The 12,613-nt window shown below is 64.4% G+C and carries 14 protein-coding genes and 1 riboswitch; of the genes, 6 read left to right on the top strand and 8 right to left on the bottom strand.

Annotation, left to right across the window (positions count from 1 at the left end; all coding sequences use genetic code 11):
- Positions 1 to 5: 5 nt before the first annotated feature.
- The gene (locus IE101_RS15650) at positions 6 to 626 is read right to left on the bottom strand and encodes an ABC transporter ATP-binding protein (RefSeq protein WP_189634780.1); all 621 of its coding nucleotides are present in this window, start codon (positions 624 to 626) and stop codon (positions 6 to 8) included.
- Complete coding sequence (locus tag IE101_RS15645) at positions 626 to 1,600, bottom strand: ABC transporter substrate-binding protein (protein WP_189634779.1); 975 nt, start codon at positions 1,598 to 1,600, stop codon at positions 626 to 628. The genes IE101_RS15650 and IE101_RS15645 overlap by 1 nt, the downstream gene beginning before the upstream one ends.
- Positions 1,601 to 1,783: 183 nt before the next feature.
- Here IE101_RS15645 and IE101_RS15640 point away from each other — a divergent pair, with 183 nt between their 5' ends.
- Complete coding sequence (locus IE101_RS15640) at positions 1,784 to 2,221, top strand: c-type cytochrome (protein ID WP_189634778.1); 438 nt, start codon at positions 1,784 to 1,786, stop codon at positions 2,219 to 2,221.
- Positions 2,222 to 2,441: 220 nt separating this feature from the next.
- Positions 2,442 to 4,211 carry a PQQ-dependent methanol/ethanol family dehydrogenase gene (locus IE101_RS15635; protein WP_189634777.1) on the top strand — a complete coding sequence of 590 codons (1,770 nt, stop codon included), beginning with the start codon at positions 2,442 to 2,444 and terminating at the stop codon, positions 4,209 to 4,211.
- A gap of 60 nt (positions 4,212 to 4,271) precedes the next feature.
- Here the strand turns inward: IE101_RS15635 and IE101_RS15630 are convergent, their stop codons facing one another.
- The 4 genes from IE101_RS15630 to IE101_RS15615 all read right to left on the bottom strand — a co-directional run bounded on the left by IE101_RS15630 (position 4,272) and on the right by IE101_RS15615 (position 8,495).
- Positions 4,272 to 5,348, bottom strand: coding sequence for an FAD-binding oxidoreductase (locus IE101_RS15630; protein WP_189634776.1), 1,077 nt, complete (start codon positions 5,346 to 5,348; stop codon positions 4,272 to 4,274).
- Between the two features lie 5 nt (positions 5,349 to 5,353).
- Positions 5,354 to 6,592, bottom strand: coding sequence for an aromatic ring-hydroxylating oxygenase subunit alpha (locus IE101_RS15625; RefSeq protein ID WP_189634775.1), 1,239 nt, complete (start codon positions 6,590 to 6,592; stop codon positions 5,354 to 5,356).
- Between the two features lie 111 nt (positions 6,593 to 6,703).
- Positions 6,704 to 6,893: riboswitch (cobalamin riboswitch) on the bottom strand.
- 141 nt (positions 6,894 to 7,034) lie between these two features.
- Positions 7,035 to 7,526, bottom strand: coding sequence for a hypothetical protein (locus IE101_RS15620; protein WP_189634774.1), 492 nt, complete (start codon positions 7,524 to 7,526; stop codon positions 7,035 to 7,037).
- Between the two features lie 159 nt (positions 7,527 to 7,685).
- Entirely contained in the window at positions 7,686 to 8,495 is an 810-nt protein-coding gene (locus tag IE101_RS15615; RefSeq protein ID WP_189634773.1) for a response regulator, read from the bottom strand.
- A 121-nt stretch (positions 8,496 to 8,616) separates the two neighbouring features.
- Between IE101_RS15615 and IE101_RS15610 the strand changes: the two genes are divergently transcribed.
- The 3 genes from IE101_RS15610 to IE101_RS15600 are packed head-to-tail and all read left to right on the top strand — an operon-like array spanning position 8,617 to position 11,173.
- Positions 8,617 to 8,778, top strand: coding sequence for a NepR family anti-sigma factor (locus IE101_RS15610; protein WP_189634772.1), 162 nt, complete (start codon positions 8,617 to 8,619; stop codon positions 8,776 to 8,778).
- On the top strand, positions 8,778 to 9,365 hold the full coding sequence (locus IE101_RS15605) for an RNA polymerase sigma factor (RefSeq protein WP_189634865.1): 588 nt from the start codon (positions 8,778 to 8,780) through the stop codon (positions 9,363 to 9,365). The genes IE101_RS15610 and IE101_RS15605 overlap by 1 nt, the downstream gene beginning before the upstream one ends.
- A gap of 5 nt (positions 9,366 to 9,370) precedes the next feature.
- Positions 9,371 to 11,173: a sensor histidine kinase gene (locus IE101_RS15600; protein WP_189634771.1), complete on the top strand. Its 1,803-nt coding sequence runs from the start codon at positions 9,371 to 9,373 to the stop codon at positions 11,171 to 11,173.
- On the opposite strand, the gene IE101_RS15595 is transcribed toward IE101_RS15600, so the two are convergent.
- Positions 11,152 to 11,541 (bottom strand): hypothetical protein, encoded by a 390-nt coding sequence (locus IE101_RS15595; protein WP_229804232.1) that lies wholly within the window; start codon positions 11,539 to 11,541, stop codon positions 11,152 to 11,154. The genes IE101_RS15600 and IE101_RS15595 overlap by 22 nt on opposite strands.
- A gap of 102 nt (positions 11,542 to 11,643) precedes the next feature.
- The gene (locus IE101_RS15590) at positions 11,644 to 12,099 is read right to left on the bottom strand and encodes a hypothetical protein (protein ID WP_189634769.1); all 456 of its coding nucleotides are present in this window, start codon (positions 12,097 to 12,099) and stop codon (positions 11,644 to 11,646) included.
- Between the two features lie 248 nt (positions 12,100 to 12,347).
- Between IE101_RS15590 and IE101_RS15585 the strand changes: the two genes are divergently transcribed.
- Positions 12,348 to 12,521, top strand: coding sequence for a DUF1328 domain-containing protein (locus tag IE101_RS15585; protein ID WP_189634768.1), 174 nt, complete (start codon positions 12,348 to 12,350; stop codon positions 12,519 to 12,521).
- Positions 12,522 to 12,613 lie beyond the last annotated feature (92 nt).

Here is a 12,613-nt window from a genome sequence, read left to right as displayed (position 1 = left end):
TGCGGTCAGGCGACCAGCCGGGCGGGCCGCCCTTCCAGCCGCAGGGTGCGATGGGCAAGGGTCGCGGCCTCTTCGGCGGAATGGGTCACAAGCACGACCGCCATGTCGCGGCCCCGGCGCAGATCCTTGACGAGCGCCATCATCTCGGCCCCCAGCGCGGGGTCGAGCGAGACAAAGGGTTCGTCCATCAAAAGCACCTCGGGCTGCACCAGAAAGGCGCGCGCCAGCGCAAGCCTGCGCTGCTGACCCAGCGAGAGCGCCCCCGGAAAGGCGCGCGCCCGATGGGTCAGCCCGACCTGCGCCAGCGCCAGATGGGCCGCCGCCTCGCTGCAATCGGTAGTCAGGGTCAGGTTTTCCAGCGCGCTGCGCCAGGGCAGCAGGACAGGTTCCTGAAACACCATCGCCACCCGCCCCGGCAGATGACATTGGCCCTGCCAGTCGGCATGCAGACCCGCCAGAATCCGCAAGAGCGTGGTCTTGCCCACGCCGGAAGGCCCGGTCAGGGCCACGGTTTCGCCCGGCATGACCCGCAGGTGCATCGCTGCCAGAACCGGCGCCCCCTGATGGGTGGCGCCGGAAAGCTGCAGGTCGATGGCCGCAGGCGAGGGGGCCGCGGGCGCGGGCATCAGCTGGCCGGCTGCACGAAGACGCCCGCGGGCAGGTCGGTCATGTCGCCCACCAGCTCGGACCCGCCGAGACCCGCCATGATCGCCAGCATCTTGGCGGCAGCGGCTTCATCCACCGGGCCGGGCGCCGGGATCCCTGCACGGAAGCCCGCTTTCAGTGCCTCGAACTGGGCGTCGGATTTGGCGTTCATCTGGGGGCGCAGGGCATCCCATGCGGCGTCATCCTGGGCCAAAACCTCTTTCGTGGCGCGGCTTGCGGCGGCAAGACCGGCGACCAGATCGGGATTGTCGCGCAAAAGCGCGCCGGACACGACATAGCCCAGCAGCGGGGTTTGCGGATCAAGCCCCAGCTTCGCCCCGGCATCGGCCACGGTGATCAGCGGGCGCATCCCCGCCGCCTCCATCTTGGCACCGAAGTGCCAGAAGTTGACCGCAGCATCCAGATCGCCGTTCATCGCGGTTTCGAAGATCAGCGGGGGGGCGCCAAAGACCTGCTCGGTTTCGGCCTGCAGATCCATGCCCAATTCCTGCTGGGCATAGGCCCGCAGGATCAGCCAGCTTTTGTCCACCGGCCCGCCCGCGATGCCGATCTTCTGTCCCTTGAGATCGGCCAGCGTCTGTGCCGGGCTGTCGGCAGGCACATGCAGCGCACCCACCGCACGGCTATAGGGGATGAACACGTAATCCGCGCCCTCGGCCCGCTGCCGTGCAACCCAGAGCCAGTCAGACACGATGGCATCCACCTCGCCCGCTTGCAGGGCCACCTGCGCGGCAGGACCGGCCGCGACATCCTGCACCTCAAGCGTAAAGCCATTGGCCTTGTCAAAGCCGCGGGCCTGCATGGTGGTCAGTTCCCAATTGACGGTGCCGGACAGCTGGGTGGCGATCCGCAAGCGGGCCTCCTCGGCCCAGGCGGAGGCGGTTGACAGGGCCAGCACAGTGGCGGCGGCGATCCAGTGGCGCGTGGTGTTCATGATGCTCCTCCCAAAGCTTGAGGTCAGCATGGCACCCGGCCACGGGCGCTGCCTATTCGACCAAAGGGCGAAGGCAAGCGATCTACGACCAAAGCACGAGGGGGCGGTTGACCTGCGTCAACGCCCGCCCCTGCAGCCGGGCGCAAGGCTGCGGACGGAAACGCCCAACCCAAGGAGACGGACATGACCCTCCAGCCCCATCCGCAGCGCCGCGCCAGACCCGGCGGCGCGGTCCTTCTGGCTGCCACATTGGCGACGCTTGGCACCACCGCACCCCTGCGCGCCGAAAGCCCCGCGGTTTCGACCATCCGCATCGAGGCCGGCGCGCGGTTTTTCGATGCCGAATGCCGCCGCTGCCATGCGGTTGATTCCAAAGACAAAAGCTATGGCCCGCCGCTTGAGGGCGTGATTGGCCGCCCCGCCGGATCGGTTGAGGGGTATCCCTATTCACCGGCGCTGAAGGCCGCAGGCTTCACTTGGACCGAAGGCGCCCTGCGCGCCTGGATGGAGGATAACCAGGGCCTGATCCCAGGCACCAAGATGCGCCATGTGGGCATCACCGATCCGGTGGAACAGGCCTTCATCCTGGCTTGGCTGGGCAGCGTCTCGGCCCCGAAATAAGCCCGCCCCCCGGCCACCGCAGGAGGGTGCGGCCCGGCCGATACGGGGGTAAGGGACGCGTGAAAAGGGGCGGATCACCGCCCCTTTTTGCGTCTTACGACCATGGTGCAATTTTCACGGCGGCGTGACCGGGCGGATGATAACCCCCGATGACCAGAGCTGCCCGCGGGAGGGAGCGTGTCGCTGGGGTCTCCGACGGATCATCCAAGGGAGGAAACAGATGAACCGCTTTATCGTGGCCGTCACGGCCGCCATGCTGCTGGCTGCGGCACCCGCCGTGGCCGGTGTGACAGAGGAAGATCTGGCCCGCGACGCGGAAAGCACGGGCGATGTGCTGACCAATGGCATGGGCCGCAACCTGCAGCGTTTCAGCCCGCTGACCACCCTGAACAAGGAAAACGTCCAGAACCTCGTGCCGGCCTGGGCCTTCAGCTTTGGCGGCGAAAAGCAGCGCGGGCAGGAAACCCAGCCGCTGATCCATGACGGGATGATGTATGTCACCGCCTCTTATTCGCGGCTGTATGCGGTCGACCTGAAGACCGGAAAAGAGGTCTGGCAATATGACGCCCGCCTGCCCGAAGGCATCCTGCCGTGCTGCGACGTCATCAACCGCGGCGCGGCGATCTATGGCGACAATATCTATTTCGGCACGCTGGATGCCCGTATCGTGGCGCTGAACCTCAAGACCGGCGATGTGGTCTGGAACAAGAAGATCGCCGATTACAAGGAAGGCTACAGCTATACCGCCGCGCCGCTGATCGTGAACGGGCTGGTCATCACCGGCAATTCGGGGGGGGAGTTCGGGATCGTGGGCGAGGTGCAGGCCCGCGATGCGCTGACCGGTGAAACCGTCTGGACGCGCCCGGTGATCGAAGGCCACATGGGCACGCTGAACGGCAAGGAAAGCACCATGACCGGGACGCTGAACGCGACCTGGCCGGGCGATCTGTGGAAAACGGGCGGCGGTGCGACCTGGCTGGGCGGCAGCTATGACATCGACACCAACACGCTGGTCTTTGGCGCGGGCAACCCCGCCCCCTGGAACAGCCACCTGCGGAATGCGGGCGCCCCCACCGAAGGCAATGTCGGCGACAACCTCTATGCGGCCAGCCGCCTAGGCATCGATCCGGCCACCGGCGAAATCAAGTGGCACTTCCAGACCACCCCGCGCGAAGGCTGGGACTATGACGGCGTGAACGAGGTGGTGGCCTTCACCGACAAGGACGGCAACAAGAAATTCGCCACCGCCGACCGCAACGGGTTCTTCTATGTGCTGAACCGCGAAGACGGCAAGTTCCTGAACGCCTGGCCCTTCGTCAAGGACATCACCTGGGCCAAGGGCATCGATGAAAACGGCCGCCCGATCTACAATGAGGAAAACCGTCCCGGTGATCCGTCCAAGGCAGCCGATGGCGCAAAGGGGGAAATGGTCTTCTCCTCGCCTTCGTTCCTCGGCGGCAAGAACTGGATGCCGATGGCCTATAGCCAGAATACCGGCCTTTTCTATGTGCCTTCGAACGAATGGGGCATGGATATCTGGAACGAACCCGTCAGCTACAAGAAGGGCGCGGCCTACCTGGGGTCCGGCTTTACCATCAAGCCGAACTATGAAGACCATATCGGCAGCCTCAAGGCCATCGATCCGGTCACGGGCGAATGGAAGTGGGAATACAAGAACGCAGCCCCGCTTTGGGGGGGCGTGATGACCACCGCGGGCGGCCTTGTGTTCTTTGGCACGCCAGAGGGCGATTTCGTCGCGCTGGATGATACCACGGGCGAGAAACTCTGGTCGTTCCAGACCGGCTCGGGGATCGTCGGTCAGCCCGTCACCTGGGAATCCGAGGGCGAGCAATATGTCTCGATCGTGTCGGGCTGGGGCGGGGCTGTGCCGCTCTGGGGTGGTGAGGTCGCAAAGAAGGTCAACTACCTGAACCAGGGTGGCACCGTCTGGACCTTCAAGCTACCCAAACAGCTTGCCGCGGCGAACTGACCCCCTCCGGTCGGACGCCAGCAAGGACGCGCCACCCCCAGGGGTGGCGCGTTTCGCATGTCAGACCTCGACGGCGATCTTGCCCATCGGATGCGAACAGCAGGCAAGGATATAGCCCGCCTCGATATCGTCATCCGAGATGCCGCCGTTATGCACCATATGCACTTCGCCCTCGGTCTTCTTGACCTTGCAGGTCCCGCAGAGGCCGAAGGTGCAACCCGAAGGGATGTTCAGCCCCGACCGCTTGGCCACGGCCAGAACGGTATCGGTCTGCGCGCAGGGCGTGGTGATGCCCGAGGTGGCAAAGGTGATCTGCGCCTCGGCACTGTCCGAAGGCATCACATCCTCCAGCGCCGGGGCCTCGGCCTCGGTCGCGACGGCCAGGCCAAAGCTTTCCTGATGGTAATGATCCATGTTGAACCCAAGCGAGTTCAGCATGTCACGCACCGCCTGCATGAAGGGCTCGGGCCCGCAGCAGAACACCTCGCGCTCCAGATAGTCCGGCGCCATGAGGCCCAGCATGATCTGGCTCAGCCGACCGCGATACCCCGGCCAGACGCGGAATTCGTCGGCCTCTTCCACGGTAAAGCGCAGCTGCAGGCCGGGCACGCGGTTGGCGAATTGCTCCAGCCGCTCGCGGAAGATGATCTCGGAGGGCCTCTTGGCGGCATGGACGAAGACGATGTCGGGCATTTCGCCCGAATCCCAGGCCCAGGTCGTCATCGACATCATCGGCGTGATGCCCGACCCGGCCGAGATGAAGAGGTATTTCTTCGCCGGGTGCTTGTGGAAGCTGAAGATGCCGTTCGGCCCATAGGCCTTGATCTTCATGCCGGGGCGGAGGTGATCCAGCATCCAGCGCGTGCCGATCGACCCCGCCTGCGCCTTGACCGTGACCGAAATGGACAGCGGCCGCGACGGGCTGGACGAAATCGTATAGGTCCGCTGCACATTCCCGCCGGGGACCGGCAGGTCCAGCGTCACGAATTGGCCCGGCTGGTAGTCGAACCACGAACCCGAAGGCGCGCGGAAGGTAAAGGTGGCAGTATCGGGGTTTTCCGGCACCACCATGGCACATTCCAGCAGCTCGCTGTCATTCCAGGGTTCGGCCGACCAGTTGGCGCGCGTTTTCCGCATGGTGTTCACTCCGCCGCCATCGCCGGTTTCGGGGACAGACGCGACTGCATCGTGCCGCAGTACCAGTCGACGAACTGAATCACGCCTTCCTCCTGGATGGTGGAATAGGGGCCGGGCTCATAGGCGGGCGAAAGGATGCCCTTCTGGTTTTCCTCGACGACCTGACGGTCTTCGTCATTGGTGTTGATCCAGACGCGGGTCAGGTCTTCCAGATCATAGTCCACGCCCTCGACCGCATCCTTGGGTACCAGCCACTTGGTCGTGACCTCGGTTTCCGTGGCGCTGATCGGCAGCACGCGGAAGACGATGGCGTGATCCGCCAGGAAGTGGTTCCAGGTATTGGGGTAGTGGAAGAACAGCAGGCTGCCCGCATCATTGAAGGGCATCTGCCCCATGCGCTGCTTCACCGCGGCCTTGGTGGACATGGTATAGCTTTCGGCATTGTTCAGCAGCGGAATGCGCGCCAGCCGCCATTGCATCTGCGGATGGTTCACGAAACGCGACGGCAGACCCGCGGCCTCGCACCGGTCCCAATGGGCCAGAATGTCGGGGCTTGCGGCATTCGGGCCTTCCATCGCGGTCATGCGCGGGTTGTCCGAATAGGTCCGGCAGAGCGAGGGATGCGAGCCGCCGCAGTGATAGCATTCGCGGTTGTTCTCGATCACCAGCTTCCAGTTGCCCTTTTCCACGATGGTCGAGGAATAGGCCACCTTGGCATCCTTGAGACCCGAGGGCGCCAGATAGCTCATCAGTTTGGGGGCCAGATCGCTGATCGGCGGCGGCACTTCGGCGAGGCAGATGAAGACCATGCCGGCCAGATCGACGCAATGCACCTTCTTGAGGCCATGCGCCGAAAGGTCAAAGCTGTCCTGCATGTCGCGGGCATACATCAGCTTGCCGTCCAGATCGTAGGTCCATTGGTGATAGGGGCAGACGAGCTTGGGCGACGAGCCGGTTTCCTTGGCGCAGAGACGCTGACCACGATGGCGGCAGACGTTGTGGAAGGCGCGGATCTGGCCATCATTGGCGCGGGTGATCACCACGGGATAGGCCCCTACCTGCAGCGTGGCAAAGGCGCCGGGTTTGGGCAGGTCGCAGGCCGGGATGGCAAACAGCCACTCTTTGTAGAAGACATGTTCCAGGTCCATCTGGAACACCCCTTCATCACAATAGAGATCGCGGTCGAGCGAATAATTCGGGCGGCGCGCGCCAAGGCGCGCCAGCATGTCGGACTGGCTGAGCATCGTTTTCCTCGCTGACCCCGCGCCTCCCCGCGCCGGGTATTCCTGGTGGGACAGGGCAGGCGAAAGCACCGGGGACGCCTCCTCCAAGGCTTCCCGATCCCCGCCGTTCCTGCGGTGTCTGGATGCAAGGCTGGTTTCCGGGCTGGGGGAGTGGCCCGTCGGCCTGCATGGCACCTGACCGGAGAGGCCCCTCCGGTCGTTCTTGCCATGCTCTCCCGTCACCGTTGCGGGGGCAGCGCCGGATGTTCGCCGGCTTCCCATTTCTCCGCCTCGCGGCGGCACCTTACGCTGGGAAACCTATGACAAAAGCGACGCGCCCCATGTGCGGTTTGCGACATGGGGCGCGGCAAATGCGATACGGCTGAAATTCAGCTTTTCTCTCGGATTCAGACCAAAAACCCGCAAAAAGCGTGAATTTCAGGCAGACTGTCGGACCATTGCCTTATTTCAGGCGGGCAACAACTTCGTCCGCGAAGGTATCGACCATGGCCCGATAATGTTCGGGCGAATCCCGGAAATCGACCAACCGGGCCCCTTCGGGAATCAGCGGCAGCGCCGCATTGATCGACACGGCAAGTTCGTAGGAATCGAATTTCGAATTGTCGTCGCTGCTGATGTTCACATTGCCCACCAAGACCGAATCCTCGGTGCCGATCACCGATTCAAAGCTGTTGGCGAGCGAAACTTCGTTCACGTCCACACTGATGCGCGAACCCTTGTCGGCGATGCGGTCTTGCACCCGCGCCAGAATGGCGGCCTGCAGGTCATCGGCCAGCTTGCCCCAGTAGCTGGCAGCACGTTCATTGGCGATGGCGGTAACGTCGCTTTCGACCTTGACGCTTTCCACTGGCGTCAAATCTGCCGCCATCGCGGCCGGGGCCATCAGTGCCAACGACAGCGCGGTGGTCAGGGCAAGGGTGTTGAGTGCTTTCATCGGAAAACCTCCTGAAAAAAGGGGGATGATCTGCACCCCCGCTGTGCCACACCAACCCGGAGACGGGCCTTTTGGTTCCCGTGTTCCGCCGTGGTTGTGACAGGCGGCCATGAAAAAGGGGGCCGAAGCCCCCTTTTGCGACTGTCGTTTTTGGACTTCTTACTCGGCCAGCGTCTCGGTCGAGGCGAAGAACATCGCCTGCCCGACGGCAGACCGAACCTGTTCCTCCGAAAAGGGTTTCGTGATCAGGAATGCCGGTTCCGGGCGTTCGCCAGTCAGCAGACGTTCCGGGAAGGCCGTGATGAAAATGACGGGCAGCGCATCGAACTGGCCCAGAATGTCGTTCACCGCGTCAATGCCGGACGAATTATCGGCCAGCTGGATATCGGCCAGGATCAGGTCAGGTTTTTCGCGCGCGGCCAAGGCCACGGCTTCATCCCGGGTGCGGGCCACGCCGGTGACGTGATGGCCGACCTCGGACACGATATCCATGATGTCCATGGCGATGATTGCCTCATCCTCAATGATCATCACACGGCCCGCGACGGATCGTTCCATCTCGCGGCGGGCGATGTTGATCAGCTCGGCCGTCTCGGTGCGGTCGATGGCGAGGATCTCAGCCACCTCGGCATCATGGAAACCCTCGATCACCGACAGCAGCATGGCCTCGCGGGCATTGGGGGTCAGCGCTGCCATATGTTGCTGCGCGCGGGCCGAACGGCGATCTTCGGGTTCGCCCACCGGGGCGCCCGCGCTGGTCCAGACGAGGTGAAAGACGCGAAACAGCCCCACCCGCGGGTTCGTTGCCGCGGCAAGGGGGGCCAGATCCTCAAGCAGGGTTTCAAGGGTCACCGTTGCAAAACGGTCGCCGCTGGTCTGGCTGCCGGTCAAGGCACGGGCGTAACGGCGAAGGTAGGGCAGATTGGCCCCGATCGAGGCGGAAAGGTCGGTGGAACCGGACCGGGTCATCGGATGCTCCCTGATTATTGGCAAAGCAAAAACACGTTTCTGACGGGAACCAAACGCGCTGACCGGCGTTCGGTTCCGTGTATGATTGCGGGGTCGAAACAGAGCCATGCCAGCAAATGAAATGACAAAAACATCAGCAAAGTCCAGCCTTCAGAGCCAGATCGATGAAAACCTCCGCCGCGTCTATGAAGAGGCGCTGAAAGAGGAGGTTCCCGAACGGTTCAAGGATCTGCTGGCCCAGCTCAAGGCCAAGGAAGCTGCCGCAAAGGAGCCGGGGAAATGATGCAAAGCGCAGCCCGGCCCGAAGGCCCCGTCACCGCAGACCCCCGCGACGCGTTGCCCGATCACCTGCCGGCGCTGCGTGCCTTTGCCATCTCCCTGACCCGCAATGTGTCCGAAGCGGACGATCTGGTGCAGGACACCATCGTCAAGGCGTGGTCCAATATCGAGAAATTCACCCCCGGCACCGATCTGCGGGCTTGGTTGTTCACCATCCTTCGCAACGCCTTTTATTCGATCCGCCGCAAACGCAAGCGCGAAGTGGCCGACCCGGACGGCATCCATGCGGCAGGCCTGTATGAAAAACCCCATCACGACGGTCGCCTCGCCATGACCGATTTTTCCCGCGCCTTCGACCAGTTGTCACCGGAACACCGCGAGGTGCTGATCCTGATCGGCGCCAATGGCTACAGCTGCGAAGAGGCTGCCGCCATGATGGGCGTGGCGGTGGGCACCGTGAAAAGCCGCACCAACCGCGCCCGCGCCCGGCTGGGCCAGCTCCTTGGGCTTGCCGCCGGCGAGGATGTTCTGGCAGATGAGGCCGCGGGCACCCTTGCGGTGATGAGCCGGTCCGGCACCCAAGCGGCGTAACCTTCGTGCAGCGCCTTTCACCTTCCGGGCCGGTTGCGGAAAAGGTCCGGCCCACCTCGCGTCTGGGGTTCCGCCTGATGGTGACCTTCGGCATCGTTCTGATGCCGCTGGCCGCACTGAGCTATGTCCAAACCCGCCAATATCAGGAAGAGGCCGCCCGCCGGGCCGAGGCGGCAGTTCTGGGTGCGACGATGCAGGCCGCCGCACCTTTGACCGGGCTCATGTCGCGGTCGCAGGGGGCGGTGGCGGCCCTAGCCGCCGCACTTGCCGGGGTGGCAGACGATCCCGTCGCCTGCAACGAATTGCTGGCGCGCTTTTATGCCCAGCCCGTGAACCGCGCCTATTCCTTTGTGGGCTTCGTGCCCCGATCGTTGCAGATGGACTGTTCACCGCAGGGCCCGCGCGATCTGACTGGCCAGGACCACCTTGTCGAGCGGATGGATACCGGGCTTCCCACGATCACCGTCAACCAGCACGGCATGGTCTCGGGGACCAGTGTCCTCATCTTCTCGCACCCCGTGCGCAACGCAAGCGGTGCGGTCGTGGGGCTGGTGTCGCTGTCAATTCCGCAGCGCGCCCTTGCCACGGCCGAACTGCGCCACGGCCTTGAGGATCGCGTGGGCCCAGAACCCGTTGCACTGATCACCTTCGACAGCAGCGGGCGCATTATGACCTCGAGCGTCGGGCTTGAGGAAGCGGCGGGCCGCCTGCCTCAGGGAATCGCGCTGACGGATCTGGCCAAACGCAGCCCGCGCAGCTTCCGCAGTGTGTCCGTCAACGGGTTCGACCGGGTTTTCGCCGTTGTGCCCCTAGCCGATGGCAACCTGTTTCTCTTGGGCAACTGGGCGCTGCAAAGCTCTGATGCGATGATCTTTGATGCCCCGGTGCCGGTGCTGGCCTTTCCGGTGCTGATGTGGCTTGCAAGCCTTCTGGTCGCCCAGCTCGCTTCGGAACATCAGGTGCTGCGGCATCTGCGCGCCCTGCGCCGTGCCATCGCCGATTTCTCGGGCGGGAGCCGACGTCTGCCGGAAACCGATCTCGAGGACGCCCCGATGGAGCTGCGCGCCCTGGGTCAGGCCTTCGAGCGGATGATGGAGGCCGTCGTCCATGACGAGGCCGAGCTGGAAGACATGGTTCACCAGAAAGAGGTGCTGCTGCGCGAGGTGCATCATCGCGTGAAGAACAACCTCCAGCTCATCGCCTCGATCATCAACATGCAGATCCGCAAGGCGCGCAGCCCCGAGACGCGGGGTCTGCTGAAAGGGTTGCAGGACCGTGTGATGAGCCTTGCGACCATCCACCGCGAACTTTACCAGACCACCGGGCTGACGGACATCCGCGCGGATGAGCTGATGCAGAGCATCGTGACCCAGATCCTGCGCATGGCGGCGCGGCCCGGCGATCCGTTCGACCTGCAAACGGCCTTTGATGATGTGCGCCTGACCCCCGATCAGGCGGTGCCGCTCTCGCTCTTGTTGACCGAAGCCCTGACCAATGCCCTGAAATATGCCGCGGCACCGGCGGGCGAAAGGCCGCGCCTGAGCGTTTCACTCTGCCGGACGCCGGATGGCCGGGCGCGGGTACGGGTGATCAACAGCGTCACGCCCGAAGGTGCGCCCCCCGCCCCGACCGGGCAAGAGGAAGGCACAGGTCTGGGCGATGCCCTTTTGCGGGCCTTTGCCGCGCAGCTGGGCGGCAAGCTGGACCGCGGAACAGAGAATGGCGAATATCACCTGTCCGTGGAATTCGCCCCGCGCGCCCTGACCGAAGCAGAAGAGCGGGAACGTCAGGATGATCTTCTGACCTGAGACGGACCCGGATCAACCCGCCCTTCGATGCTGCGGGCCAAGACCAGCCGAAGCTCTTCGGCCTCGGCGCGCAGCGAGCGCAACAGGCGCACGAATTCGGCGTCCAGCCCCGGCAGGGCAATCGCGCTTTCAAACTGCGCCAGCAATTCGGTTTCTTTCTGCAACAGATCGGAGAGACGAACACTTTGCCCCGACCGGTGCAAGATGCGCGGACGGTCGTTCCGGCTCAGCCGTCCGCGCAGCAGGATGACCGCGCGCCTGCGCCGTGCCAGGGCCGCGCGCAGCGGAAGATCGGCGTCGGGCAGGCTCTCCATCAGATCAAGGCTGGTTTCAAGCCCGCCGAGCAACAGGGCAAGCGCACGTTTCATTGGCATTCGCGGGGGTCCGTTTCAGAAGACAAGAGACAGGCGGGGCCGGTGGGCCGCGTAGGGATGAACGCCCCACACGCGGCCCGGTTCCCCTGAAGGACATCAATGATCGTGCCGGTGCAGCAGCAACGCAACAAGCGCGCCCCCCAGCACAATCCCGGCCGCCGCGGTCATCACCGGATGGGCCACGATCTGATCCTGCCCCCGGCGCAACAACGACGGGCCGCAGGCGGGTTTCGGTTCAGGCAGCGGGTCATCCGTCACATTGCCGCCCTCACCTTCCCATCGCTCAAGCGAGGAAAAACCCGGCGACGGGGTCGGCTTGGGGGCGGATGCGCGCGTCAGCATCGCCCCAAGCGCCGCCGCCGACAATGCCAGCGCGGCGACCACGGGCCAGGTTGGCCGGTCACCACAGATCCGCCCCCACAGGGTCGTCGGCCAGCGGGTCGTGCCGCGCATTGCGGCATGCCAAAGGTCGGGCAGGTCCGATCGCACCCGGGCCGAAGCATTCCGCGCGCGGCGGTACAGATCATCGCCGGACCAAAGGGTTTCATGCATCTAAGCCTCCTGTCAGTTTGGGTGCGAACGGCCAGGCGATGGCCCGCCGCGCGCACCGGGACAGGGTGCAAACGCGCCCAAGGCTGCGAAAGTTCCGGCCGCCGGCCCGTCGCCCAGGATGATCGCCCGACATGATCGCCCGACCGCGCATAAATTTTTGCAGATCCGAGGAACCACGGGCCAGGCCCCGGTGTTTGCCTCTCATCACATCCCGGGGGATTGTTCCTGGGTCCTGAAAGGAGGTTCCAATGCTTGGTTGGGCTGTCACTTTTCTGGTTATCGCCTTGATCGCCGCCGCCCTTGGGTTTGGCGGCATTGCAGGGACGGCCTCGGGCATCGCCCAGGTGCTGTTCTTCCTGTTCCTCATCCTGTTCGTCATCGCCATGGTGATGCGCGCGGTTCGCGGCCGGCCCCCTGTCTGATGGCAGGATGACGGTCGCACGGGCCGCGCCTGCTCGCCCCTCGGCAGGCGCGGCCAACTTGCTCCCACGGTCCTCCCCGGACCGACGTCTGG

The organism is Gemmobacter lanyuensis (assembly GCF_014652355.1).
GTDB classification, from domain to species: Bacteria; Pseudomonadota; Alphaproteobacteria; order Rhodobacterales; family Rhodobacteraceae; genus Gemmobacter; species Gemmobacter lanyuensis.
The sequence above is the reverse complement of the archived record's forward strand: the minus strand, read 5'-3'. Positions and strand labels throughout refer to the sequence as shown.

Excerpts from the sequence above, each read along its gene's own strand:
- IE101_RS15625 (WP_189634775.1), bottom strand. The coding sequence starts at position 6,592 with ATGCTCAGCCAGTCCGACATGCTGGCGCGCCTTGGCGCGCGCCGCCCG.
- IE101_RS15635 (WP_189634777.1), top strand. The coding sequence starts at position 2,442 with ATGAACCGCTTTATCGTGGCCGTCACGGCCGCCATGCTGCTGGCTGCG.
- IE101_RS15610 (WP_189634772.1), top strand. The coding sequence starts at position 8,617 with ATGACAAAAACATCAGCAAAGTCCAGCCTTCAGAGCCAGATCGATGAA.
- IE101_RS15595 (WP_229804232.1), bottom strand. The coding sequence starts at position 11,541 with ATGAAACGTGCGCTTGCCCTGTTGCTCGGCGGGCTTGAAACCAGCCTT.
- IE101_RS15645 (WP_189634779.1), bottom strand. The coding sequence starts at position 1,600 with ATGAACACCACGCGCCACTGGATCGCCGCCGCCACTGTGCTGGCCCTG.
- IE101_RS15615 (WP_189634773.1), bottom strand. The coding sequence starts at position 8,495 with ATGACCCGGTCCGGTTCCACCGACCTTTCCGCCTCGATCGGGGCCAAT.
- IE101_RS15640 (WP_189634778.1), top strand. The coding sequence starts at position 1,784 with ATGACCCTCCAGCCCCATCCGCAGCGCCGCGCCAGACCCGGCGGCGCG.
- IE101_RS15620 (WP_189634774.1), bottom strand. The coding sequence starts at position 7,526 with ATGAAAGCACTCAACACCCTTGCCCTGACCACCGCGCTGTCGTTGGCA.
- IE101_RS15630 (WP_189634776.1), bottom strand. The coding sequence starts at position 5,348 with ATGCGGAAAACGCGCGCCAACTGGTCGGCCGAACCCTGGAATGACAGC.
- IE101_RS15585 (WP_189634768.1), top strand. The coding sequence starts at position 12,348 with ATGCTTGGTTGGGCTGTCACTTTTCTGGTTATCGCCTTGATCGCCGCC.
- IE101_RS15650 (WP_189634780.1), bottom strand. The coding sequence starts at position 626 with ATGCCCGCGCCCGCGGCCCCCTCGCCTGCGGCCATCGACCTGCAGCTT.
- IE101_RS15590 (WP_189634769.1), bottom strand. The coding sequence starts at position 12,099 with ATGCATGAAACCCTTTGGTCCGGCGATGATCTGTACCGCCGCGCGCGG.
- IE101_RS15605 (WP_189634865.1), top strand. The coding sequence starts at position 8,778 with ATGCAAAGCGCAGCCCGGCCCGAAGGCCCCGTCACCGCAGACCCCCGC.